The 22,767-nt window shown below is 73.3% G+C and carries 22 protein-coding genes and 1 riboswitch; of the genes, 10 read left to right on the forward strand and 12 right to left on the reverse strand.

All coding sequences use genetic code 11. The features are described 5' to 3' along the window. Positions 1 to 40 precede the first annotated feature (40 nt). A complete protein-coding gene (locus tag MicB006_RS12530) occupies positions 41 to 370 on the reverse strand; it encodes a hypothetical protein (RefSeq protein WP_116506169.1) in 330 nt (109 codons plus the stop codon). A 134-nt stretch (positions 371 to 504) separates the two neighbouring features. Here MicB006_RS12530 and MicB006_RS12535 point away from each other — a divergent pair, with 134 nt between their 5' ends. From MicB006_RS12535 to MicB006_RS12550, 4 genes are all read left to right on the forward strand, one after another. After that, positions 505 to 1,236, forward strand: a complete 732-nt coding sequence (locus MicB006_RS12535; protein ID WP_116506171.1) for a histidine phosphatase family protein — start codon at positions 505 to 507, stop codon at positions 1,234 to 1,236. Then, positions 1,220 to 2,083, forward strand: a complete 864-nt coding sequence (locus tag MicB006_RS12540) for an NAD(P)H-hydrate dehydratase (protein WP_116506173.1) — start codon at positions 1,220 to 1,222, stop codon at positions 2,081 to 2,083. The genes MicB006_RS12535 and MicB006_RS12540 overlap by 17 nt, the downstream gene beginning before the upstream one ends. Before the next feature lie 145 nt (positions 2,084 to 2,228). Then, positions 2,229 to 3,707 carry a S8 family serine peptidase gene (locus tag MicB006_RS12545; RefSeq protein ID WP_116506174.1) on the forward strand — a complete coding sequence of 493 codons (1,479 nt, stop codon included), beginning with the start codon at positions 2,229 to 2,231 and terminating at the stop codon, positions 3,705 to 3,707. Between the two features lie 107 nt (positions 3,708 to 3,814). Beyond that, entirely contained in the window at positions 3,815 to 4,315 is a 501-nt protein-coding gene (locus tag MicB006_RS12550) for a hemerythrin domain-containing protein (protein ID WP_073828464.1), read from the forward strand. Between the two features lie 67 nt (positions 4,316 to 4,382). Here MicB006_RS12550 and MicB006_RS12555 read toward each other — a convergent pair whose 3' ends face one another. Continuing rightward, entirely contained in the window at positions 4,383 to 5,189 is an 807-nt protein-coding gene (locus MicB006_RS12555; RefSeq protein WP_116506176.1) for an SDR family oxidoreductase, read from the reverse strand. Between the two features lie 103 nt (positions 5,190 to 5,292). Further along, positions 5,293 to 5,382: riboswitch (ZMP/ZTP riboswitch) on the forward strand. An 18-nt stretch (positions 5,383 to 5,400) separates the two neighbouring features. On the opposite strand from MicB006_RS12555, the gene MicB006_RS12560 reads away from it, so the two are divergent. Continuing rightward, a complete protein-coding gene (locus MicB006_RS12560) occupies positions 5,401 to 6,837 on the forward strand; it encodes a glycine hydroxymethyltransferase (protein WP_116506178.1) in 1,437 nt (478 codons plus the stop codon). A gap of 66 nt (positions 6,838 to 6,903) precedes the next feature. Here the strand turns inward: MicB006_RS12560 and MicB006_RS12565 are convergent, their stop codons facing one another. The 6 genes from MicB006_RS12565 to MicB006_RS12590 all read right to left on the reverse strand — a co-directional run bounded on the left by MicB006_RS12565 (position 6,904) and on the right by MicB006_RS12590 (position 13,276). Next, positions 6,904 to 7,155, reverse strand: coding sequence for a hypothetical protein (locus MicB006_RS12565; protein ID WP_013286617.1), 252 nt, complete (start codon positions 7,153 to 7,155; stop codon positions 6,904 to 6,906). 68 nt (positions 7,156 to 7,223) lie between these two features. Continuing rightward, the gene (locus tag MicB006_RS12570; RefSeq protein ID WP_225980716.1) at positions 7,224 to 8,537 is read right to left on the reverse strand and encodes a PLP-dependent aminotransferase family protein; all 1,314 of its coding nucleotides are present in this window, start codon (positions 8,535 to 8,537) and stop codon (positions 7,224 to 7,226) included. 1 nt (position 8,538) lies between these two features. After that, positions 8,539 to 9,654 (reverse strand): alpha-hydroxy acid oxidase, encoded by a 1,116-nt coding sequence (locus tag MicB006_RS12575; protein ID WP_116506180.1) that lies wholly within the window; start codon positions 9,652 to 9,654, stop codon positions 8,539 to 8,541. Next, positions 9,647 to 10,678, reverse strand: coding sequence for an alpha/beta hydrolase (locus tag MicB006_RS12580; protein WP_225980717.1), 1,032 nt, complete (start codon positions 10,676 to 10,678; stop codon positions 9,647 to 9,649). Before MicB006_RS12580 ends, MicB006_RS12575 begins: the two co-directional genes overlap by 8 nt. After that, positions 10,675 to 11,898, reverse strand: coding sequence for a cytochrome P450 (locus tag MicB006_RS12585; RefSeq protein ID WP_116506182.1), 1,224 nt, complete (start codon positions 11,896 to 11,898; stop codon positions 10,675 to 10,677). The genes MicB006_RS12580 and MicB006_RS12585 overlap by 4 nt, the downstream gene beginning before the upstream one ends. Before the next feature lie 67 nt (positions 11,899 to 11,965). Continuing rightward, positions 11,966 to 13,276, reverse strand: coding sequence for an SGNH/GDSL hydrolase family protein (locus MicB006_RS12590; protein ID WP_116506185.1), 1,311 nt, complete (start codon positions 13,274 to 13,276; stop codon positions 11,966 to 11,968). 284 nt (positions 13,277 to 13,560) lie between these two features. On the opposite strand from MicB006_RS12590, the gene MicB006_RS12595 reads away from it, so the two are divergent. Genes MicB006_RS12595 through MicB006_RS12615 form a run of 5 tightly spaced genes read left to right on the forward strand, consistent with a single transcriptional unit; the run spans position 13,561 to position 18,133 of the window. After that, on the forward strand, positions 13,561 to 15,135 hold the full coding sequence (locus tag MicB006_RS12595; RefSeq protein WP_116506186.1) for a class I adenylate-forming enzyme family protein: 1,575 nt from the start codon (positions 13,561 to 13,563) through the stop codon (positions 15,133 to 15,135). Then, positions 15,132 to 16,352: an MFS transporter gene (locus MicB006_RS12600; protein ID WP_116506188.1), complete on the forward strand. Its 1,221-nt coding sequence runs from the start codon at positions 15,132 to 15,134 to the stop codon at positions 16,350 to 16,352. The genes MicB006_RS12595 and MicB006_RS12600 overlap by 4 nt, the downstream gene beginning before the upstream one ends. Positions 16,353 to 16,388: 36 nt before the next feature. Then, the gene (locus MicB006_RS12605) at positions 16,389 to 16,781 is read left to right on the forward strand and encodes an MmcQ/YjbR family DNA-binding protein (protein ID WP_116506189.1); all 393 of its coding nucleotides are present in this window, start codon (positions 16,389 to 16,391) and stop codon (positions 16,779 to 16,781) included. Continuing rightward, positions 16,778 to 17,410, forward strand: coding sequence for an HAD family hydrolase (locus MicB006_RS12610; protein WP_116506191.1), 633 nt, complete (start codon positions 16,778 to 16,780; stop codon positions 17,408 to 17,410). The genes MicB006_RS12605 and MicB006_RS12610 overlap by 4 nt, the downstream gene beginning before the upstream one ends. Positions 17,411 to 17,452: 42 nt before the next feature. Continuing rightward, on the forward strand, positions 17,453 to 18,133 hold the full coding sequence (locus MicB006_RS12615; protein WP_116506193.1) for an SGNH/GDSL hydrolase family protein: 681 nt from the start codon (positions 17,453 to 17,455) through the stop codon (positions 18,131 to 18,133). Between the two features lie 549 nt (positions 18,134 to 18,682). On the opposite strand, the gene MicB006_RS12620 is transcribed toward MicB006_RS12615, so the two are convergent. Genes MicB006_RS12620 through MicB006_RS12635 form a run of 4 tightly spaced genes read right to left on the reverse strand, consistent with a single transcriptional unit; the run spans position 18,683 to position 22,766 of the window. Beyond that, positions 18,683 to 20,032: a hypothetical protein gene (locus MicB006_RS12620; RefSeq protein WP_116506194.1), complete on the reverse strand. Its 1,350-nt coding sequence runs from the start codon at positions 20,030 to 20,032 to the stop codon at positions 18,683 to 18,685. A 3-nt stretch (positions 20,033 to 20,035) separates the two neighbouring features. Further along, the gene (locus MicB006_RS12625; RefSeq protein WP_116506196.1) at positions 20,036 to 21,001 is read right to left on the reverse strand and encodes an alpha-ketoacid dehydrogenase subunit beta; all 966 of its coding nucleotides are present in this window, start codon (positions 20,999 to 21,001) and stop codon (positions 20,036 to 20,038) included. Then, positions 21,001 to 21,972, reverse strand: a complete 972-nt coding sequence (locus tag MicB006_RS12630) for a thiamine pyrophosphate-dependent dehydrogenase E1 component subunit alpha (RefSeq protein ID WP_116506198.1) — start codon at positions 21,970 to 21,972, stop codon at positions 21,001 to 21,003. Before MicB006_RS12630 ends, MicB006_RS12625 begins: the two co-directional genes overlap by 1 nt. Then, positions 21,969 to 22,766: a DUF3050 domain-containing protein gene (locus MicB006_RS12635; RefSeq protein ID WP_013286631.1), complete on the reverse strand. Its 798-nt coding sequence runs from the start codon at positions 22,764 to 22,766 to the stop codon at positions 21,969 to 21,971. The genes MicB006_RS12630 and MicB006_RS12635 overlap by 4 nt, the downstream gene beginning before the upstream one ends. Position 22,767: the final 1 nt, after the last annotated feature.

Here is a 22,767-nt window from a genome sequence, read left to right on the forward strand (position 1 = left end):
TGTGCGGGGACCATAACCGGCCCCACCGACAGCGCGAAGATCAGGTGATCAGCAGCGCCCCGACGACGATCAGCGGCACCGAGACGAACAGGAAGATGCCGACGCCGGTGAGCACGCGGCCACCACCGCCGTCCTCCCGCTCCGGCGCCAGGCCGAACGTCGAGCGGGCCGGCAGCATGCCGATGCGGCTCAACGTGAGGTCGCCGGTCATCCCGATCACGGCGCCGACGAGCATGAACGCAACACCGAGCCGGTGCGTGAAGTCGCCGCCGCCGACCGCGACCCAGATGCCGACCGCCGCCGCGATCACCACTGCGGCGATCAGGAAGAGCACCAGCGCCTCGCGCAGACCCCGCACCACCGTCGCCATGTGCGCCTCCCTCGGAACCGGGCCGTCCGTCCCGCGTCGTGGGACATTGTGCCGGGTCGATGCACCGCTGCGGAGTCCGCGCCAGGCCCGTCCGGCACGGTTATCCCCGGTCGAGCCCGGGTACCGGGAGCCGCATGGCGGAGTTGGCATCGCTCTGGATCGTCCGGCACGGGGAGAGCACGGCGAACGTCGCGGCCACGGCGGCCGAGACGTCCGGCGCCGAGCTGATCGACCTCACCCACCGGGACGCCGACGTGCCGCTGTCGCCCACCGGCGAGGAGCAGGCGCGGGCGACCGGCCGGTGGCTGGCCGGGCTGCCGGACTCGCAACGGCCGGACGTGGCGGTGGTGTCGCCGTACCTGCGGGCCGTGCGGACCGCCGAGCTGGCACTGGACGGCACCGGAATCCCGGCGAGCGTGGACGAGCGGCTGCGTGACCGGGAGCTGGGCATCCTCGACGGGCTCACCGGCCACGGCGTGACCCGGCGCTACCCGGAGGAGGCGCAGCGGCGTACCCGGCTCGGCAAGTTCTACTACCGGCCGCCCGGCGGCGAGTCCTGGACCGACGTGGCGCTGCGGCTGCGGGCGCTGCTGGGCGACCTGCGCCGCGACCACGAGGGGGGCCGGGTGCTGCTGTTCGGCCACGACGCGCTGGTCTTCCTGCTGCGCTACCTGGTGGAGGGGCTCACCGAGGCGGAGCTGATGGCGCTGACCCGCGAGCACGTGATCGCCAACTGCTCGGTCACCGGCTGGCACGCCGACGAGAGGGGCCGGCTCGTGCCGGACGTGTTCAACGACGTCGCCCACCTGCACCGGCAGGGGGCGACACCCACCAGGGAGGACGAGGTCCATGCCGAGCCGGTCTGACGTGATCACCCCCGCGCTGCTGCGGGACTGGGCGCTGCCGGTGCCCACCGGCGGCAAGGAGGCGCGCGGCACCGTGCTGGTGGTCGGCGGTTCCCGGTTCACCCCGGGCGCGGTGCTGCTGGCCGGGGTGGCCGCGCTGCGGGCCGGGGCCGGCGTGCTCCAGCTCGCCGCGGCCGAGTCGACGGCCGCGTCGCTGAGCATCCAGGTGCCCGAGGCGCTCGTGGTGGGCCTGCCGGAGACCGACGACGGCGCGGTCCGCGGCGACCCGGGCGACCTGCTCGGCGGCCTGGTCGCCGAGCCGGACGTGGTGGCGGTCGGCCCCGGCCTGAAGGACATCGACGCCACCGGGGAACTGCTGCGCCTGGTCCTGGACGCGGCCGGCCGGGAGACCGCGCTGGTGCTCGACGCGTACGCGCTGGGCGCGCTCAGCCACGCCCCGGACCTGCTGGTCGGCTCCGGCCGCAAGGTGGTGCTCACCCCGAACCTGACCGAGGCGAAGCACCTGCTGCACCGCGATCCGGGCGACGACCTGGACGCCGAGGCGGTGGAACTGGCCGGCCGGTACGACGCGGTGGTGTCGCTCTACGGGCACATCGCGACGCCGGACGGCCGGGCCTGGCGGGAGGAGAGCGGTGACGCCGGGCTGGGCACCTCTGGCAGCGGCGACGTGCGCTCCGGGCTGCTCGCGGGCCTGCTCTCCCGGGGCGCCGACCCGGCGCAGGCCGCCTGCTGGGCCGCGTTCGCGCACGCGGTGAGCGGGCAGCGGCTGGTCCCCCGGTACGGGCGGATCGGCTTCCTCGCCCGGGAACTGCTCGACGAGATCCCCTACACGATCGCCACGGTCTGACGATCCACGGCTCGGCGGGGTGAGGTGTGTAACACCCCGTCATCGGTGGGCGCTGTTGCGGCGAGGCGTGCAGCCTGCGCGTCTCCACCGGGCCGTACCCCCGTCCAGGGAGCGGCCCGGCCGCACCAACCCCCTGGGAGTATGTGTGAACAATCTCCGTCGCAAGACACTCGCCGCCGCGTCCGCCGTGACGCTCGGCGCCGGTCTCGCCCTGATCGGCGTCCCGGCGCCGGTGGCGGCCGCCGGACCGGAGACGTCGTACCTGGTCCTCGCCCCGCAGGGCAACGGCACCGCCAAGGCCGCGGCGCGGGTGGCCGCCGCCGACGGCACTGTCGTGGCCGCGTACGACAAGATCGGCGTGCTCGTCGCGCGCTCGTCCGCCCCGGACTTCGCCACCCGGGTGGCCGGCGCCGGCGTCGAGTCGGTCGCCTCCACCGCCGGTCTGGGCACCGCCTTCGACGAGGGCGAGACGGTCGAGGTGCCGGCCGCCGACCTGGTCGCGGGTGACCCGACCGCCGAGCCGCTCTACGGCCAGCAGTGGGACATGGACATGATCCGCGTCCCGCAGGCCCACGCGGTCACCGGCGGCAGCCCGTCGGTGGTGGTGGGCGTGCTGGACAGCGGCATCTCCAGCAGCCACCCCGACCTGGCGACCCAGATCGCCAAGGACAAGAGCACGTCCTGCATCGGCGGCGTCACGAACACCGCCGAGCCGGCGTGGAACCCGACCACCAGCGACCACGGCACCCACGTGGCGGGCACCATCGCCGCCGCGGTCAACGGCGTCGGTGTCACCGGTGTCGCCCCGGGTGTGAAGGTCGCCGCCGTCAAGGTGGTCAACGACGACGGCTACATCTTCCCGGAGGCCGCGGTCTGCGGGTTCATGTGGGCCGCCGAGCACGGCTTCAAGCTCACCAACAACAGCTACTACATCGACCCGTGGCAGCTGAACTGCCGCAACGACGCCCGCCAGCGTCCGGTGTGGCAGGCGGTGCAGCGGGCGCTGCGCTACTCGCAGTCGCAGGGCGTGCTGCACGTGGCGTCGGCCGGCAACGCGAACTTCGACCTGGCCCACAAGATCACCGACACCGGCAGCCCGAACAACGGCACGCCGGAGGAGCGCGAGAACCTCACCAACGCCTGCCTGGTCCTCCCGGCCGAGGCGCCGGGCGTGGTGACCGTCGCCGCCGTCGGCCCGACCGGTGACAAGAGCTACTACTCCTCGTACGGCCAGGGCGTCATCGACGTGACCGCGCCCGGTGGCGACACCCGGTTCCGGACCCGGGGCGCGACCTCGACGTCCACCGACGGCATCCTGTCCACCACCTTCAACACCACCACCCGCACCAACGGGTGGGGCTACAAGCAGGGCACCTCGATGTCCGGCCCGCACGCCGCCGGCGTCGCGGCGCTGGCGCTGTCCGCGCACCCGGGCATGACGCCGGGTCAGCTCTCCTCGTTCCTGGAGCGCACGGCGGTGGCCAAGTCCTGCCCGGCGGGCGTGTACAACCCGGTGCCGCTGATCCCGGCGGGCCCGAACGCCTACGACGCGACCTGCTCCGGCGGGAAGCGCAACGGGTTCTACGGCGCCGGTGTCGTCGACGCGTACAACGCGGTGAAGTAGACGGCGATCCACGTGGACCGGGCCCGGCGATCACGCCGGGCCCGGTCTGTTTGTCCTGGTCGGGCGCCGGGTAGGGGGGCACCGTCAGCCGACTTAGGAGGTAACCGGTGTCCACCGACGCGATCGTCCTGCTCAAGGAGGACCACAAGGAGATCCGCCGCCTGTTCAAGGCCTTCCAGGAGGCCGAGGAGGGACCGGCGAGCAAGCGCGGGAAGATCGTCAAGCAGATCCTCGAGGCTCTGACGGTGCACACCTACCTGGAGAACGAGGTGATGTACCCGGAGGTCCGCAAGCTGGTGCCCGACGTCGAGGACGACATCCTGGAGTCGTACGAGGAGCACCACGTCGCGGACGTGCTCTGCTTCGAGCTGTTCACCATGGACGCCGACGACGAGCGGTTCAACGCCAAGACGACGGTGCTGATCGAGAACGTGCTGCACCACGTCGAGGAGGAGGAGCAGGAGTGGTTCCCGAAGGTCCGCGAGGCGCTCGGCCGTAACCAGCTCCAGGAAATCGGCCAGCGGATGCTCGACCTGCGCCCGAAGGCCCCGAAGACGCCCACCGCCCCGAAGGCGCTGAAGAAGTCGCTGGACGCCGTGGTCGCCTGAGACCGGCCGCACGACGCGAGCGGGACCGCCCCGAGGCAGAGGGGCGGTCCCGCTCGCGTTGCGGCGCTCAGTCGCCGGAGCCGGGCTCGGCCATCTTGCGGTGCTGCTCGGCCTTCAACCGGTCCGGGATGATCTTGCCGGCAGCCACCTGGATCTTGTTCACCAGCGACCCGGCGGCGACCTTGTGCTCCCCCTTCATCAGCGCCTCGAACGCGTCCTCGGCCACCTTGCGGGGGTCGTCCTTGGGGCCCTGACCGACCCGGGTGTCCGCCATGTCGGCCCGGTCGAAGAACTCGGTGTCGGTCGGGCCGGGCATCAGCGAGGTCACCGTGACGCCGCTGTCCTTCAGCTCGTTGCGCACCCCCTCGGCGAAGGACTGCACGAACGACTTCGAGGCGTTGTAGACCGCCTGGTACGACCCCGGCATGGTGGCGGCGATGGACGACGTGAACAGCACCCGCCCGGAGTTGCGGCGGACCATGTCCGGCAGCAGCAGCTTGGCCAGGTGCACAGTCGAACGGACGTTCAGGTCGATCACTGTCAGCTCGTCGGCCAGGTCGGTGCCGCCGACGAAGTCCCCGCCCGCGCCGCGCCCGGCGTTGAGCGCCAGCGCGTCCACCGGGCGGCCCAGGCCGGTCACCTCGCCGGCCAGCCGTTCCACGCCCTCCGGGGCGGCCAGGTCCACCCGGACCGGGTACACCTCGGGGCCGCCGTCGCGCCGCAGGTCGCCGGCCGCGCGCTCGATCGCCGCGTCCTCGGCGGCGACCACCACGTCGTACCCGTGCTCGACGAACTGGACCGCCAGCTCGTACCCGATGCCGCTGGACGCGCCGGTCACCACGGCGAGCGGCCGTCCGGTGCTCGGTGTGGTCATGGTCGTGCCTCCTCTCCCCGGCCGGGTCGGGGCCGGCCTCCCTGACGGTGTGCCCCGCGACGGGCGGCCCAACCCCGCCGGCCCGGGCCGGGCCGGTAGGATCGGCACAGGCCGTGACTGGCGCGTGGAGATGGAGCACCATCGGGGAGCGGCCTCGTCATGAGGACGCATGCCGAGCGCCTGGGCCTTCCGCACGTCACCAGGAGGTCGCATGTCGCGCAACGCCGAGTCCACCGCCTTCCGCAGCGCGTTGGAGGTCGTCCGCGGCGTCGAGCCGCGGGTCGCCGACGCCATCGCCGCGGAACTGGCCGACCAGCGCGAGTCGCTCAAGCTCATCGCCAGCGAGAACTACGCCTCCCCCGCGACGCTGCTGGCCATGGGCAACTGGTTCAGCGACAAGTACGCCGAGGGCACCGTCGGGCGCCGGTTCTACGCGGGCTGCCAGAACGTCGACACGGTCGAGGCGCTCGCCGCCGAGCACGCCCGGGAGCTGTTCGGCGCGTCCCACGCGTACGTGCAGCCGCACTCGGGCATCGACGCCAACCTTGTCGCGTTCTGGGCGATCCTGGCCGACCGGGTCGAGTCCCCCGCGCTGAAGAAGGCACAGGCCCGGCAGGTCAACGACCTCACCGAGGCCGACTGGTTCGCGCTGCGCCGCGAGCTGGGCAACCAGCGGATGCTGGGCATGTCGCTGGACGCCGGCGGGCACCTCACCCACGGCTTCCGGCCGAACATCTCCGGCAAGATGTTCGACCAGCGCAGCTACGGCACCGACCCGGCCACCGGCCTGATCGACTACGACCGGGTGGCCGAGGCGGCCCGCGAGTTCAAGCCGCTGATCCTGGTCGCCGGTTACTCCGCGTACCCCCGGAAGGTCAACTTCCGGATCATGCGGGAGATCGCCGACTCGGTCGGCGCCACGTTCATGGTCGACATGGCCCACTTCGCCGGGCTGGTCGCCGGCAAGGTCTTCACCGGCGACTTCGACCCGGTGCCGCACGCGCACATCGTCACCACCACCACGCACAAGTCGCTGCGCGGCCCGCGCGGCGGCATGGTGCTCTGCGGCCCGGAGCTGGCCGACCAGGTCGACCGGGGCTGCCCGATGGTGCTCGGCGGGCCGCTGCCGCACGTGATGGCCGCCAAGGCGGTCGCGCTGGCCGAGGCGCGCCGGCCCGACTTCGCCGACTACGCCCAGCGAATCGTGGACAACGCGCAGGCGCTCGCGGACGGGCTGCTGCGCCGGGGCGCGACGCTGGTCACCGGCGGCACCGACAACCACCTGGTGCTCATCGACGTGTCCGGGTACGGCCTGACCGGCCGGCAGGCCGAGCAGGCGCTGCTGGACTCGGGCATCGTCACCAACCGCAACTCGGTGCCGCAGGACCCGAACGGTGCCTGGTACACCTCCGGCATCCGCATCGGCACCCCGGCGCTGACCACCCGGGGCCTCGGCGCCGCCGAGATGGACGCCACCGCCGAGCTGATCCACACCGTGCTCAGCCAGACCACGCCCGGCACCGGCCCGGACGGCGCGCCGTCGAAGGCGAAGTACGTGCTGGACCCGGCCGTCGCCGAGTCGGTCGGCAAGCAGGCCGCCGACCTGCTCACGCCGTTCCCGCTCTACCCGGCGGTCGACCTGGGCTGAGCGCCCGACCGAAACGAAGCGGCACCCCGGGAGATCCTTCTCCCGGGGTGCCGGCGGTTACGGGGGTCAGCGCAGCGGGCGCTTCAGGTGGTAGCGGTGGACCTCAGTGCTGCCCTGCACGTTGTTCACGTCCTCGGCGGCGGACACCAGTTCCCAGCCCTCCCGGCCGACCCGGTTCAGGTGCGCGATGGCGGTGTCGCCGTACGCGGTCACGTCGGTGCGTGACCCGTCCGGGCCGTACCACACGAACGAGACGTGGAAATTGCGTCCCTGACCCTGATACCGACGAACGAGCAACGCGTACTCCCAGGCAACCATTGGTCCATTATCAACAGACGAACGGCGTCAGGAAACACGCAGTGTGCCGGAACCCTGACACTCCGGCGTCACGCCGGCGCGCCCACCCCGGCCGTGGTGTCCGCGACCAGCGCGGCGAGCCGGTCCAGCCCCAGATCGATGGATTCCGGTGTGACAGCGCTCACCGACAGCCGCAACGCATTCACCGGCGTGCCCGCGTCGTAGAAGTGGGCCATCGGCGTCCAGAGCACGCCGTACTCGCGGGCCGAGCGGTGCAGCAGCGCGTCGTCCACCGCGAACGGCACGCTCACCACCACGAAGAACCCGCCGGCCGGGACGGTCCAGGTGACCGGCCCGCCGGCCGGGAAACGCCGGGCCAGGCCCTCGACCAGGTGGCGCAGGTTGCGGGCGTACGCGGCCCGTTCCCGCACGTTCGCGGCCACCAACGAGCAGTCATGCGCCAGCAACGCGCCGCCGATCACCGCCTGGCTGATCGGCGACGTGTTCACGGTGACCATGCTCTTGATCTTCGCGAGGTGATCGGCCAGCGGCACCACGGTGCCGTCGGTCTCCCCCACCCGCTGGTCGGCGACCACATAGCCGACCCGGGCGCCGGGCAGCACCGTCTTGGCGAACGAGCCGAGGTAGACCACCCGGCGCGCGGTGTCCAACGCCTTGAGGGTGGGCCGCCGCGCGGTGCCGTCGGCCGGGAACAGACCGTACGGGTTGTCCTCGATCAGCAGCAGGTCCTCCTCGGCGGCCAGTTCCAGCAGCCGCCGCCGCTGTGCGGTGGTCATGCTGACCCCGGACGGGTTGGCGAAGTCCGGCATCACGTAGCAGGCCCGGGGCGCCAGCCCCTCCGCGCGGGCCCGGCGCACCCCGGCGCGCAGGTCGGCCAGGTCGACGCCGTCCGGCCCGCCCGCCACCGGGCGCACCGGCAGGTCCACCAGCCGCGCCGCGCCGGTCAGCCCGACGTACGTGGGCGCGACAGCGAACAGCACGTCCGCCGGACCGGTGCGCAGCGCGCGCAGCACCAGGAACATCGCCTCCTGGCAGCCGACCGTCACCACAATCGACTCCGGGTCGACGGTGAGCCCCTCGTCCACGGCGAGGTTGCGCGCGATCAGGTGGTGCACGACGCCCTTGGTCCGGCCGTACTGCAGCAGCGTCCGGTCCACACCGGCCCGGTCCAGCCCGAGGTCCTCGGCGAGGTGCCGGCGGAAGCGGTCCAGGTGCTCGTGCAGCAGCGCCGAGTCGAAGAACTCCTCGTACGGGCGCCCGGCCGCCAGCGACACCGCCTGCGGGTAGTGCTGCGCCACCTCGTTGAGGAAGTTCATCGAGTTCAGCGCCGGGTCGCCGACGCTGCCGTGCAGCGCCGTGACGGCCAGGTCGACGGGTTCCACGTCAGCCTCCGATCCAGGTGCGCAGCCGCCGGGCCGAGGCCGGGTCGGGGCAGCCGCTGAGGATGAGGGCGTCGCGCAGTTCCGCCGCGAGCAGCGCGAGCGCGGCCTCGGCGCCGGCCCGGCCACCGGCGGCCAGGGCCCACAGCAGCGGCCGGCCGAGCAGCACGCCGTCCGCGCCCAGCGCCAGCGCGCGCAGCACGTCGACGCCGCCGCGGACGCCGCTGTCCAGCAGCACCGCGCACCGCTCGTCGACCGCCTCGACCACCTCGGGCAGCACGCTCGCGCTGGCCGGGGCGGCGTCGAGCTGCCGGCCGCCGTGGTTGGAGACCACCACGGCGTCCACGCCGGCCTCCGCCGCGCGGGCCGCGTCGCGCGCGTCCAGAACGCCCTTGACCAGCAACGGCACCGGGGTACGCTCCCGCAGCCAGTCGAGGTCCGCCCAGCTCAGCGCCGGGGCGAACACCGCGCCGGTGTGCACCGCCACCGCCGACACGCCGGGCGTGCCCTGGTGCGCCAGGTCGTCCCGGCCGCCGGGCAGGTTCGCGGCGGTGACGTGCGGCGGCAGCGCGAAGCCGTTACGCGCGTCGCGCAGGCGCCGCCCGAGCACCGGCACGTCCACTGTCACCATCACCGCGGCGCAACCGGCCGCCGACGCCCGGTCCAGCAGGTCGGCCACCAGCGCCCGGTCGCGCAGCCAGTACAGCTGGAACCACACCGTCGCGCCGGTCGCCGCGATCTCCTCGATCGGCGTGCTGGCCAGCGTGCTCGCCACGTACGGCACGCCCGCCGCGCGGGCCGCCGCCGCGAGCGCCGGCTCACCGTCGGGGTGCAGCAGCCGCTGGTACGCCATCGGCGCGACAGCCACCGGCAACGCGGCCCGGCCGCCGGGCAGCGTCGCCTCGGTGGACGGGTCGTCCACCCCGGCCAGCATCCGGGGCAGCACCGCCACCCGGTCCAGCGCGGCCCGGTTCGCGGCCAGCGCGGTCTCGGCGCCGCTGCCGCCGTCGACGAAGTCCCACACGTCGGGCGGCAGCACCGCCCGCGCCAGCGCGGCGAAATCGGCCAGGCTGACCGGCGGCACGAACCCGTCCGCCGGGGCGGCGGCCGCGTCAGCCATGGCCGCCCGCGCCCACCGTGCTCCCGGCCGGGTCCACGCCCGCCGCCGGCTCGCCCGCGCCGGACGCGGCGTCGGCCGGGCCGGACGCCGTGTCCAGCCCGAATGAGCGGCGCAGGAAGGCGGCGGCCCGCTCCTGGGCCTGGCGGCCCGCGTCGAACACGCCGGGCATGGCGAAGAACCCGTGCACCATCCCCGGATAGTGGGCCGTCTCGGTGGGCACGCCGGCCTCGTGCAACCGCTCGGCGTATCGCCGGCCCTCGGCGCACAGCGGGTCGTACCCGGCGGTGATCACGAGCGCCGGTGGCAGGCCGCCCAGGTCCTCGGCGAGCAGCGGCGACGCCAGCGGGTGCGCCGCGTCGCCGGGGTCGGGAAGGTAGTGGCTCCGGTACCAGCCCACCGAGTGCCTGTTGAACAGCATCGGATCCTCGTCGTCGCCCGGGCGGTGCCCGGGCCGCTGGTCGGTGTTCGGGTAGACCAGCAGCTGGGCGGCGAGCCGGGGACCGCCGTCGGCGCGGGCCAGCAACGTGACAGCGGCGGCCAGGTTCCCGCCCGCGCTGTCCCCGCCCACCGCCAGCCGATCCGGGTCGGCGCGGAACTCGGCGGCGTGCGCGGCGAGGTGCCGCACCGCGGCGTGGCAGTCCTCCACCGCGGCCGGGAACGGGTGCTCCGGCGCGAGCCGATAGCCGACCGTCACGGTCTGCACGCCACTGAGATTGACCAGCCGGCGGCAGATCCCGTCGGCGGTGTCGACGCTGCCGAGCGTCCAGCCGCCACCGAAGAAGTAGACGAGAGTCGGCAGCGGGCCGTCGCCTTCCGGCCGGTGGATCCGCACCGGCAGCGGCCCGGCCGGGCCGGGCACCGTCGTGTCGCGTACCTCGGCGACCGGCTCGACCGCGCCGGAGCCGGCGCGGATCGCGGCGAGGTCGGCGGCGCGGGCCTGGGCCAGGGTCTGGGTGTAGAGCGGCACGGCGCCGCCGGCCGCCCGCGCGGCCCGCCACGCGACCACCTGCGGATCGAGTGTCATCCGGCCTCCCCTGTGGTGACGAAGAGTTTGTCGATGCCGCGCAGGAACAGGCTCCCGCTGTAGGTGTACGGCTGGGTGACGGCCAGCCGGGGGAAGCGCGCGAACAGGCGCGGCAGCGCCAGGCGGCCCTCCAACCGGGACACCGCCGAGCCGAGGCAGAAGTGCAGCCCCACGCCGAATGCCAACGACGGCGGGCCGGGACGGCGCGGGTCGAAGCGGTCCGGGTCGGGGAACCGGGCCGGGTCGCGGTTGGCCGCGGCGATCAGCAGCAGCACGTTGTCGTCGCGGTCGACCGGCACGCCGCCCAGGTCGACGCCGGCCGGCGCGGAGCGGGCCAGGAAGTGCACCGGGCTCTCCATCCGCAGCACCTCCTCCACGCAGCCCCGGGCCAGCGAGTCGTCGCCGGGCAGCGCGGCGGTCACGTGCGGGTGCTCCAGCAGCAGCGGCAGGCCGTTGCTGAACATGTAGACGGTGGTGACGAAGCTGGCGTTGAACAGCACGATCAGGTTGCTGATCAACTCTTCCTCGGTCAGGTCGACGCCGCCCGCGTCGAGCACCTCGACCAGTCCGCTGATCAGGTCGTGACTCGGCGCGCGGCGCCGGTGGGCGATCAGGTCACGGTAGTAGACGCGCAGCTCCTCGGCGGCCTGGTTGGCCCGGGCCAGCCGCTCCGGCGTCTTGCCGGCCACGTCCATGTACTCGTCGATCCAGTCGACCCGCTGCCGGTACCAGGCCAGGTCGGCCGCGGGCAGGCCGATGAACTCGGCCATCACCAGCGCCGGGACCGGGTACGCGAAGTCGGCCACGAAGTCCACCTCGGCGCCGTCGGCGCCCGCCTCGGCCATGTGGTCCAGACGTTCGGCGACGACCCGCTCGATCACCGGCTCCAGCGCTACCAGCCGGCGCGGGGTGAACGTCTTCGCGAACACCGCACGCATCCGGGTGTGGTCGGGCGGATTGACAAACATCATCGAGGTCAGGAACGTCCGCAGGATCTCCTGTTCCTCCCAGCCGGGCGGGAAGCCCTTGTACCAGGCGGGGTCGCGCAGGATCTGGTCCACCATGTCGTACCCGCCGGCCACCGCGCTGACGGTGCTGTGCTCGGCACGTGCCGGAACGGCGTTAATCGGCCCGTGCTCGTGCAGGGCCGCGTAGAAGGGATAGGGGTTCTGCCGGCCCTGTTCGCTGTAGAGGCCGGTCAGGATCTCGCTGACGTCCACTGTCTTTTCCTCCCCAGGAAAACGGCGGCGGGGGCGGCGTCGTGTCGACCGCCGCCCCCGCCCGGTGTCACAGTCCGAGCAGCTTCAATGGCACCGCGTTCGCCATCGCCGCGGCTCCGGTGTCGTTCGGGTGGATGTGGTCACCCGAGTCGTACGCCGGCAGCAGCCGGCTGGGCTGCGCCGGGTCGCGCATCACCGCGTCGAAGTCGACGACGCCGTCGAACTCGGCCCGGCCCGGCCCGCGCAGCCAGGTGTTGACGGCCTGGCGGGTGGCGTCCTTCTCCGGCGTCCACACGCCCGGCCCGCCGTTGCCCTCGTACGGCATGAGCGTGCCGGCGATGCTGGTCAGGCCGCGCGCCTGGACCTGCCGGTTGATCTGGCGCAGCGAGGCGATGATCGCCTCCGGGCTGTCATCGCTCATCCAGATGTCGTTGATGCCCAGGTGGGTGATGACGGTGCGCACCCCGGTCTGCGGGAACACGTCCTCGTTGAGCCGGGCCAGCGCGTTCGGGCCCAGCTCGTAGTAGCCGGGGAAGCCGCCCGCGCCGGGCTCGGTGCCCTCGTGGTTGAGCCGGTTGCCGGCCAGGCTGAGGTTGAGCACACCCGGCGTACGCGGCTCCGGGCGGGCGTCGATCAGCCGCTTGGCGAGCAGGTCCGGCCAGCGGCGGTCGGCGTTGACGGTGCTGCCGTTGCCGTCGCTGATGGAGTCGCCGAGCACCACCACCGAGCCGGGCGTCACCTTGCGCTCCACGTCGATGCCGGACAGGAACATCCAGCAGCAGTTGGGCCGGATGGTGAAGCCGGCGCCGTCGGCCGCCGAGGTGAGGTCGGTGGCGCCGATGAAGTTGGTGACCCGGGACTGGCCGTGGAACGTGACCGGACCGGTGAGCACCGGGAAGTACAGGGTGACCACCAGGTCCTCCTGCTCGGCCACCGGGAAGGCCACCGGGTCGCTGAGCAGCTCGGCGCCCTTGTTGATGGTCGCCGAGCCGGCGCCGGAGAACGTCAGCTGACGGACGCTGGCCGGGACGATGTCGGACAGGTCGTCGGCGGTGGCGGTGTTCGGCCGGGCGATGGTGGCGCGACCGACCTGGATGGCCTGCTGACCGTAGAGGTTGGTCAGCCGCACCCGCAGGCGCGGCCCGCCCACCGAGGTCTGCACTGTCATCCGGATGCTCTGGTTGTTCAGGCCGGTCTCGGTCAGGCCCACGGTGTTCCCGCGGGTCACCGCCGCGGCCCAGGTCCCGGCCCACTCGGCGCGCCCGTGCCCGGCGCGGTCGGTGTCGGTCGGGCCGGCGCTCGCGGTGACCGCCGGGGTGGCGGCGATCAGGAGCGTTACGGCGGAAGCTATGACGTGCCATCTCTTCGGGGTCGGCATCGATCCTCCATGGTCGGCAGCCCCGGGCGTGACGCGGTCGGCGGCACCGGCCCGGGCGATGGACCGGAAACTAGCTTCCGGCGGTGACGAGCGTCAATCAACCTGATCGACATGATCAAATGCCCGCGGGGCGGGACGCAGCGACGATCGGCTCTGTCTTCCGTGGACCGCCGCTGCCTAGGCTCGGAGCTGGCGGCGGTGCGGTCGCCGACCTGGCACCTGCCGTCATGTCCCGGCCCTGACCTGGCCGGACGCCGCTCGCGGACCATGATGGGGGCTGCCCGATGACCGACCGGCCGAACTACGTGCACGAGGCGCTGGAGCTCTTCGCCGGCTTCGGCGACCGGGAGGCGCTCGTCGGCGGTGGACGCCGTCTCACCTACCCCCAGGTCGCCGTGCAGGTGCGCGGCCTGGCCGCCGCGCTGCGCCGGCACGGCGTACGCCCCGGCGCGGCGGTGCTGGTGATGCTCGGCAACACGGTCGAGGGCCCGCTGCTGCAACTGGCGCTGCACCTGCTGGGCTGCCGGAGCATGTGGATCGCCCCGGTGACCTCGCGGCGGGAGGTCGACGAGTTCGTCGCGCTGTCCGCGCCGGAGGCGTTCGTGCACGACCCGCGCGACCCGCAGGCGGTCCAGATCGCGGCCGGCCTGTCCGGCGTACCGGTGCTCTGCCTCGGTCCGGGCGGCGCCGGACCGGACCTGACCGCCGAGACCGGTGAGCCGGCCGCGGAGCCGCCCGCCGAGGCGCCCGCGCCGGAGTCGTTCCTGCAGACCAGTGGCACCACCGGCACGCCGAAGCTGGTGCACCACCGGGAGAGCTTCTACCGGCAGATCCTCGCGCTGGCCGCCGACTTCCGGGGCGCCGGGTTTCCGCTGCTGCGGCACCTGTCGCACTCGCCGATGTGGCTGGCCAGCGGCCAGATCACCACGCTGTTCAACCTGTTCACCGGCGGCGTGCTGTTCCTGCGCGAGCAGTGGGACCCGGCCGCGTTCATCGCCACCGTGGACGCCGAGCGGCTCGCCTCCACGTTCGTCACCCCGCCGATGCTCTACGAGGTGCTCGACCACCCCGACCTGCCGGGCGCCGACTTCTCCGCCATGTTCATGTTCAACGTGGGCGCCGGGCCCGCCGCGCCCGCCCGGCTGCGCCAGGCCATCGCCCGCTTCGGCCCGTGCCTGCGCATCGTGTACGGGCTCAGCGAGGCGGTGGTCATCTGCGCGCTGCCCGGGTTGACCGAGGACCCGGAGCACCCGGAGCGGCTGCGCTCCTGCGGCCGCCCGTACGGCGACGTGACCGTGGAGATCCGCGACGCCGACGGCCGGGTGCTGCCGCCCGGCGACGACGGCGAGGTGTGGGTCCGCACGAAGCTGAGCTTCGCCGGCTACCACGGCCGGCCCGAGCTGACCGCGGAGACGCTCGTCGACGGCTGGGTCCGCACCCGCGACATCGGCCACCTCGACGCCGACGGGTACCTCTACCTGGTCGACCGGTTGCAGGACCGGATCCTCACCCGGGCGCGCAGCTGGCCGATCTACTCCCGCCCGATCGAGGACGTGCTCGCCGGTCACCCCGACGTACGGGCCGCCGCCGTCATCGGCGTGCCGGACCCGGTGGCCGGGGAGCTGCCGTACGCGTACGTGGTGCCGGCCCCGGGCGCGTCGGTGACCGGCGAGGAGCTGATCGCGCTGGTGGTGCGGGAGCTGAGCGAGACCTGGGCGCCCGGCGCCGTGGAGTTCGTCGACGCGCTGCCGCTCAACCGGTCCTCGAAGGTGGACAAACGCGCGCTGCGGGCCCGGTACGCCGCCGCGCATCCCGCCGACGCCGACTCGCTGGGCACCGTGATCGGCAGCCCGGCATGAACCCGCGCCGGGAGTTGTACACCCTGGTCGGCGCCGACCTGCTGTCCAACCTCGGCACCCGGATCTCCGTGGTGGCCATCCCCTGGCTGGTGCTGGAGACCACCGGCAGCCCCACCAAGATGGGACTCGTCGCGGCGGCGGAGACGCTGCCGTACATGCTCTCCAGCGCGCTGGCCACCCCGTGGGCGGACCGCTTCGGCGTCCGCCGTACCTCCGTGTTCGTGGACGCGGCGAGCGCCGTCGCGATGGCAGTGGTGGCGCTGGCGCCCTGGCTCGGGTTCGGCACGCTGCTGGTGCTGGTGGCGATCGCCGGCGGGCTGCGCGGCATCGGCGACCGGGTCAAGCACGTGCTGTTCAAGCCGATCGCCGAGCGGGCCGGGGTGCCGCTGATCCGGCTCACCAGCGCCTACGACGGCCTGGCCCGGGGGATGACGCTGTTCGGCGCGGTGCTCGGCGGACTGCTCATCGACTGGGTCGGGCTGACCCGGGCCATCTGGATCGACGCGGCCACGTTCGCGGTCTGCGCGCTGCTCATCGGCGTGCTGGTCCGGCCACCCGCGTCGGCGCAGCCCGCGCCCCGGGAGCCGTACCTGCGGGCGCTGCGCGGCGGCTTCGCGTACCTGCGCACCGACCGGACGCTGATGATCATGCTGCTGGTGGTCTCGGTGTCGAACATGTTCGCCAACGCCAGCGTCGCGGTCTGGATCCCGCTCTGGGTCAACCAGGTGCTCGGCGACCCGGCCGGCTTCGGTCTGCTGCTCGGCGTGTTCTCGGCCGGCGCGCTGCTGGGCAACGTGCTGTTCACGATGTTCGGCACCCGGCTGCCCGCCGGGACGACGTTCGCGCTGGGGCTGACGCTCAGCGGCGCGCCCCGGCTGCTCGCGCTGGCGCTCAGCGACGACCTGGTCGTGGTGCTCGTGGTGACGTTCCTGTCCGGCATCGGCATCGCGGCGGTGAACCCGCTGCTCGGCGCGTCGCTCTACCAGCGGGTGCCGGGCGAGCTGCAGACCCGGGTGCTCGGCATCTCCGGGTCGGTGGCGTTCCTCGGCCTGCCCGTGGGCGCGCTGCTCGGCGGCTGGTCGGTGGCGCTGCTCGACCTGACCCCGGCGCTGCTGGTGATGTCGGTGGTCTGCCTGCTGCTGACCGTGGGGCCGCTGCTGCTGACCCGCGCGTCCCGCCGCCCGGCCCCGGAACCGGCGACCCCCACGCCGGTCTGAGCCGGCGTGTCGGTGGGCGGCGGTAGGGTCGGGGCCATGGCGACCTGGGACGACGTGCGGCGCATCGCGCTGGCCCTGCCGGAGACCACCGAGCGCGGCTCGTACGACGACCTGCCCGCCTGGCGGGTGCGCGACAAGATGTTCGTCTGGGACCGGCCGCTGCGCCGCAGTGACCTCGAGGCGCTCGGCGACGCCGCGCCCGACGGCCCGATCCTCGGCGCCCGGGTGCCCGACCTGGGCGCCAAGGAGGCGCTGCTCGCCGACGACCCGGCGGTCTACTTCACCACCCCGCACCTCGACGGCTACCCGGCGGTGCTGGTCCGGCTCGACCGGATCGCCGTGGCGGAGCTGACCGAGCTGATCACCGAGGCGTGGCACGCCCGCGCGCCGAAGCGGCTCGCCGCCGCACACCGGGCCGGGGCCGCGTGAGCCGCCCGGTCGACGCCGTCGTGTTCGACATGGACGGCACGCTCATCGAGTCGCACGAGGTGGTGCCGGCGGCGTACCGGGCGGCGGTGCGGGCCGGTGGCGGCCCGTCGTACACCGACGCCGAGGTCATCGCCGGCTACTCGATCGGCTCACCGTCCGACCTGCTGACGCACCTGCTTCGGCGCCCCGCCACCGCGGCGGACCTGGACCGCTACCACACCGAACTGGCCGCGACGGCCGGGCGGGTGAGCGTCTACCCCGGAGTCACGGAGATGCTCACCGACCTCGCCGCCCGGGTGCCGGTGGGCGTGTTCACCGGCGCGAGCCACCGCGCGGCGGAGATCATGCTCGACCGGGTCGGCCTGCTCGGTCACTTCCAGGTGGTGCTCGGCGGCGACCAGGTCACCCGCCCCAAACCGGCGCCGGAGGGCGTCGAGGTGGCCTGCCGGCGGCTCGGCGTGCCGCCCGGGCGTGCCGCGTACGTGGGCGACTCGCCGCTGGACCTGCGCGCCGCCCGCCGCAGCGGCGCGGTGGCGGTGGCCGCCGCGTGGGGGCATCAGTACGACAGCGCCGAACCGGCCGACCTCAGCCTGTCCCGGCCCGGGGAACTGCTGGCCCTGCTGGCCTGAGCCCTCTTTTGCCGCGCCGGACGCTCGGCTAGCCTGCCGATCATGCCATCGACGACGACCGAGGCGACGGACCCGTGGTGCCTGCGTCCGGGCGAGGCCACCGAGCTGCTGCGCGGGCACCCGTGGCGCCGGTTCGTGGTGCTGGGTGACAGCGTCGCGGAAGGACTGTGCGAGCCGGTGGACGGCTACCCGGACCTCCAGTGGGCCGACCGGATCGCCGCTGAGCTGCGGGCCGTCCGCCCGGAGCTGGCGTACCTCAACCTGGGCCGGCGCGGGCTGCGCGCGCACGAGGTGCGGGCCACCCAGCTGGCCGACGCGCTGGCCTTCGGACCGGACCTGGCCCTTGTGGTGTGCGGCGGCAACGACGCGTTCCGGTCCGCCTACGACCCGGACGCGGTCGACGCCGAGCTGACCGACATGATCACCGCGCTGCGGGAGGCCGGCGCGGACGTGATCACGGTGGGCATGTTCGACGTCTCGCACAGCCCGGCGGTGCCGGAGACGCTGCGCGCGGGCCTGGGCGAGCGGATGCGCCGGCTGTCGCGGCACACCCGGGGCGTGGCCGAGCGGCTGGGCACGCTGCACGTGCACCTGACCGACCACCCGCTGGTGGCCGACCCGTCGTTGTACAGCAGCGACGGCCGCCACGGCAGCGCCCGCAGCGACGCGATAGCCACAGCCGAAACCCTGAAGGTCCTGGCCACCCACCTCCCCCACCCCTGACCCGCACTCCCCCTACCCCCCGCCCGGCGCCCTGCCCTGCCCTGCCCTGCCCTGCCCTGCCCTGCCCTGCCCTGCCCTGCCCTGCCCGACGATCATGAAGTTGACGGCACTGGGCGTCCATTTTGTCCCCGCCAACTTCATGATCAGCGGGACCGGGGGCGCCGAGGGCCGACCTGCAACCGGATCCACTCCGTTGACCAAGGAGTTTGGGTCGGCGACGCGCCCCTGCGAGGACACAAACCCCTTGATCAACGCGCCGGGGCGAGCCGGAAGGGTGGAAGACGAAACGGACGGGCCGGACGGGCGGCCGACCCCGGTCCAGCCCAACCCCATCCGCCGATCATGAAGTTGACGGCGTCGAGCGTCCGATTTGTTCCCGCTAACTTCATGATCAGCGGGATCAGGGGGCCGAGGGCCAGCCTGCGGGCCGGATCTACCTCGTTGACCAAGGAGTTTGCGGCGGTGACGCGCCCTGGTGAGGACACAAACTCCTTGATCAACGCGCTGGGGTGGAGGGCGGGGAGCGGAAGGGACGGAAGCGGTGGCCGGTCAGTCGGTTAGGAGGATGCCGGTCAGGAGGACGCCTCGGGCCAGGTTGAGGACCTCGTCGCAACCCGGGTAGCCCACCCGCGCGAGCGCGCCGGAGCCGGTGCGGCCGAACAGGTACGGGGCGAGGCTGTAAGGGACGTCGGCGGTGACCGTCTCACCGGTCTCGATCTGCACGAAGTCCATCGCCACCCGGTCGGCCTCGTGGTAGCGCTGCAGGATGTTGCCGCCCTCGGCGATCGCCGCGCGTACCCCGTCCGCCCACGCCACAGCTGTCATCTCCCGTCCGATGAGCACCCCGTGCCCGGCCGACCCGCCGGCCGGCTTGGCGACCAGGTCGGCCTGTTCGGCGAGCGCCCGGTCGAGTTGGTCGGCGGTGAGCGCGACGGTGTGCGGCACGTACCGGCGGATCAGCGTCCGGTCGGCCTCCGGGAGCAGGTCCAGGTCGTCCCAGAGCCACGCGTAGTTCAGCTTGTTGCTCAGCAGCCAGGCGGCGCTGCTGACGAACATCGGCAGTGTGCCCGCGGCGAGCGCGCCGGCCACCGCGTCCAGGCCGGGGCTGGGGGTGACCCGGTTCGGCACGAACAGCCGGAACAGGGCGTTCACCGGGGCGCCGTCGACGACCAGCCGGCTCTGCTCGTCCAGGCCGGCGGTGGCGACCGGGGCGATGACCAGGTCGATGCCGAACGGGCGGGCCTGGTCGATCAGCGGGGACAGGATCCGGATGAACGTCTCCGGGTCGTCCAGGCCCGGGTAGTCGGCTTCGAAGTCCATCAGCAGCGCCACCCGGGCGCCGTCGGCCAGGCCGAGCGTGTCCCGGATGGCGGCGAACCGCTGGTCCAGCAGGGACGGCGCGGGCCGCGCGCCGTCGAGCAGGCCGTGGGTGCGGTACAGCTCGGCGTACCGCTGGATGACGGTGTCGGCGTCGAAGCCACCGCCGAGGCTGCTGTCGATGTTGTACTCCACGATGCACGGCACGCCGCCGGAGAACAGCACGTCCGGCCGGTACGCGGCGAGCAGCCCCTCGTGCAGCTCCTCGTCCGGGTCGAGCAACCGGGTCTCCCCCTCCGGCACGTCGAGGAGCCGTTGCAGCTCACCGGCGGTACGCGCGCGACGCCGGCAGGCGTCCAGGATGAGCTGGGCGATGCGGTCGCAGACCTCGTTCAGCTCGCCGAACGCGTCGGCGGTGAACACCGGCGGGCGGGCCAGCCGCCACTGCTTGTTGTACGTGGCCCGGCCGTGGAAGATCTTCTCCCACGCCGCGGCCCCGGTGGTCACCATCGCGGTACGGGTGGACTCGGGCAGGTCGGTCCACGCCTGACCGAGTGGCGGCCACGTGTAGTTCGGGTCCATCGTTCATCCGTCCTTGAGGGTCAGTTGGATGGCGGCGGTGAGCTGGTCGCGGCCGGGCTGCACGGCCCGGTCCAGGGCCGGGGCGAAGGGCAGCACGGCGCCGTCGGGGCGGGTGACGCGCCGGGGCGGCGCGGCCAGCCGCACCCGCTCGACCACCGTGGCGATGATCTCCCCGGCGATGCCGCAGGAGCGGTTGCCGTCGTCGACCACGACCAGCCGCCCGGTGCGGCTCACCGACTCGACCAGCCCGTCCCAGTCGAACGGGTAGAGCGTGCGGGGGTCGAAGACCTCCACCGACGCCTGCCCGGCCAGTTCCTCGGCGACGGCGAGCGCGTCATGCACCAGGTGCCCGACCGCCACCACTGTCACGTCGGCGCCGGGACGGCGGACGATTCCGCGGCCCAGCGGCACCGGTGTCAGGTCGGTGACGTCGGCGCGCAGGTCAAGGGCGCCGGCCGGGGCGAAGACCACCACCGGGTCGTCGCAGCGGATAGCGGAGACCAGCAGCCCGTACGCGTCGGCCGGGGTGGCCGGTACGACAGTGGTCACGCCGACGTGGGCGAACAGCGCGTACGGGTGGTCGGAGTGCTGCCCGGCCCAGCCGGTGCGGGAGCCGGAGCCGGGCACCACGTAGGTGACCGGCACCGCGCACTGGCCGCCGGTCATCAGCGGGAACTTGTGCGCGTGGTTGACGATCTGCTCGAAGACCAGGAACAGCAGCGACGGGATCTGGAACTCCACCACCGGGCGGGCACCGGCCAGCGCCGCACCGGTGGCGAAGCTGGTGAACGCCTGCTCCGACAGCGGGGTGTCGCGGACCCGCTCCGGGCCGAACTTCTTGAGCAGGCCGGTGGTGACGTTGGCGGCGGCCACCCGGATGTCCTCGCCGAGTACCACGACGGACTCGTCGCGGGTCATCTCGTCGGCGAGCGCCCGGGTGAGCGCCCTGCGGTAGGAGAGCCGGGGCATCAGCCACCTCCGGTCCGGGCGGTGAGCCCGCTGGCGTACAGGTGGTCCAGGGCGGTCGCCGGGTCGGGGTGCGGACCGGCGAGCGCGAACTCGACGGCGGCGTCCAGTTCCGCCTCGACGGCGGCGTCCACCTCGGCCCGCACGGCCGGGTCCAGCCGCGCGCCGGCGATGTCGACGGGATCGCGGGACCGGCCCTCGGCCACCTCCTCCGGCGGCCGGTAGTCGAGGCGTACCTGATGTTCGAAGGTGTGGTGGGCGTCGAAGCGGTAGGTGCGGGCCTCGATCAGCTCGGGGCCGCCGCCGGCGCGCATCCGCGCGACGGCGGCGGCGGTGACCTCGCGTACCGCTTCGGGGTCCTGTCCGTCGACGGCGGCCGCCGGCATGCCGAAGGCGGCGGCCCGCCCGGCGATGGTGCCGGCGACCGCGCCCTCGACGGGCATGGTGGTGGCGTAGCCGTTGTTCTCGCAGACGAACAGCACCGGCACCCGCCAGAGCGCGGCCAGGTTGAACGCCTCCAGGAGCATGCCCTCGTTGACCGCGCCGTCGCCGAAGAAGGTGGCGCCGACGATGTCGGCGCCACGCCGCCGGCGCTCCCACACCGCTCCGGTGAGGATCGCGCCGGCGGCTCCGACGATGGCGTTGGCGCCCAGGACGCCGACGCCGAAATCGGCGGCGTGCATCGACCCGCCCCGGCCCCGGTTGAGGCCGGTGACCCGGCCGCACAGCTCGGCCAGCATCCGGGCCGGGTCGGCGCCCTTCGCCAGCACGTGCCCGTGCCCGCGGTGGGTGCCGGTGACCAGGTCCTCGCGGTCCAGCGCCGCGCAGACGCCGGTGGCGATCCCCTCCTGACCGAGGTACGGGTGGATGCCACCGACGATCTCCCCGGCGCGGACCAGCTCGATCGCGCGCTCCTCGAAGCGGCGGATCAGCCGGACCGTCCGGTAGAGCCGGAGCGGGTCGGAGCCGGTCACGCCGGACGGCCCTCCTTGACGGCAGCGAGGATGTCGTCCCAGAGGCGGGCCCGGGCGGCCAGCGCGGCGTTCACCGTGTCGGCGCACTCCTGCCACTTCGTGTCGTCGTCGCCGCACAGGTCGGCCAGCATCTGCATGGCCATCGGGGTGTGCTGCTCCCCGTCGACCTCGATGTGCCGCTCCAGGTAGTCGACGAACTTGTTGAGCCGGTTGCTGCGCTCGTTGACGGCGACGACCTGGGTGAACATCTCCGGGATCAGGTCCTCGCGGCCGAATGCGAACGCCGCCGCCTGGCAGTGCACCGGGGTGGTCTCGATGATCCGCCAGGTGGTGCCGGCGAACGCGGCCGACGCCGCGGGGACGCCCGCCGCGCCGAGCGCCTCGGTGACCGGGGTGCCGTCGCGCAGCAGATCGACGAGCTTGTTCACGGCCGTGGTGTCGGCGCCGGCCTCGGTCATGCCCTGCACGTACAGCTCGAAGTGGCTGATGTAGCCGTCGCCCAGCTCGTCGCTCTCCTCAACCATGACGATGTCGTTGATCAGGCGGCGGCTGCCGGTCGGGCCGGTCGGGATCCACGGGACCGTGACGCAGGTCAGCTGCCGCTGCAACGACTTCAGCAGCGACATGAAGTCCCACACCGCGAAGACGTGGTGCTCCATGAACGTGACGAGCGCGTCGTGGGTGTCGAGGTTGGCGTAGAGCGGGTGCTTGACCACCACGTCGCGGCGTTCGGTCACCGCCCGCTCCAGCCGCTCGATGCCCGGGTGCGTCTTTCCCCAGTCGTACCGTGACATT

This window comes from Micromonospora sp. B006 (assembly GCF_003408515.1).
In the GTDB taxonomy this organism is placed as follows: Bacteria; Actinomycetota; Actinomycetes; order Mycobacteriales; family Micromonosporaceae; genus Micromonospora; species Micromonospora echinospora_A.

What these genes read in the sequence shown, in the direction of transcription:
- MicB006_RS12530 (WP_116506169.1), bottom strand. Translation starts at nt 370, where the DNA reads ATGGCGACGGTGGTGCGGGGTCTGCGCGAGGCGCTGGTGCTCTTCCTG.
- MicB006_RS12535 (WP_116506171.1), top strand. Translation starts at nt 505, where the DNA reads ATGGCGGAGTTGGCATCGCTCTGGATCGTCCGGCACGGGGAGAGCACG.
- MicB006_RS12540 (WP_116506173.1), top strand. Translation starts at nt 1,220, where the DNA reads ATGCCGAGCCGGTCTGACGTGATCACCCCCGCGCTGCTGCGGGACTGG.
- MicB006_RS12555 (WP_116506176.1), bottom strand. Translation starts at nt 5,189, where the DNA reads ATGACCACACCGAGCACCGGACGGCCGCTCGCCGTGGTGACCGGCGCG.
- MicB006_RS12560 (WP_116506178.1), top strand. Translation starts at nt 5,401, where the DNA reads ATGTCGCGCAACGCCGAGTCCACCGCCTTCCGCAGCGCGTTGGAGGTC.
- MicB006_RS12565 (WP_013286617.1), bottom strand. Translation starts at nt 7,155, where the DNA reads ATGGTTGCCTGGGAGTACGCGTTGCTCGTTCGTCGGTATCAGGGTCAG.
- MicB006_RS12575 (WP_116506180.1), bottom strand. Translation starts at nt 9,654, where the DNA reads ATGGCTGACGCGGCCGCCGCCCCGGCGGACGGGTTCGTGCCGCCGGTC.
- MicB006_RS12580 (WP_225980717.1), bottom strand. Translation starts at nt 10,678, where the DNA reads ATGACACTCGATCCGCAGGTGGTCGCGTGGCGGGCCGCGCGGGCGGCC.
- MicB006_RS12590 (WP_116506185.1), bottom strand. Translation starts at nt 13,276, where the DNA reads ATGCCGACCCCGAAGAGATGGCACGTCATAGCTTCCGCCGTAACGCTC.
- MicB006_RS12595 (WP_116506186.1), top strand. Translation starts at nt 13,561, where the DNA reads ATGACCGACCGGCCGAACTACGTGCACGAGGCGCTGGAGCTCTTCGCC.
- MicB006_RS12600 (WP_116506188.1), top strand. Translation starts at nt 15,132, where the DNA reads ATGAACCCGCGCCGGGAGTTGTACACCCTGGTCGGCGCCGACCTGCTG.
- MicB006_RS12605 (WP_116506189.1), top strand. Translation starts at nt 16,389, where the DNA reads ATGGCGACCTGGGACGACGTGCGGCGCATCGCGCTGGCCCTGCCGGAG.
- MicB006_RS12615 (WP_116506193.1), top strand. Translation starts at nt 17,453, where the DNA reads ATGCCATCGACGACGACCGAGGCGACGGACCCGTGGTGCCTGCGTCCG.
- MicB006_RS12620 (WP_116506194.1), bottom strand. Translation starts at nt 20,032, where the DNA reads ATGGACCCGAACTACACGTGGCCGCCACTCGGTCAGGCGTGGACCGAC.
- MicB006_RS12625 (WP_116506196.1), bottom strand. Translation starts at nt 21,001, where the DNA reads ATGCCCCGGCTCTCCTACCGCAGGGCGCTCACCCGGGCGCTCGCCGAC.
- MicB006_RS12635 (WP_013286631.1), bottom strand. Translation starts at nt 22,766, where the DNA reads ATGTCACGGTACGACTGGGGAAAGACGCACCCGGGCATCGAGCGGCTG.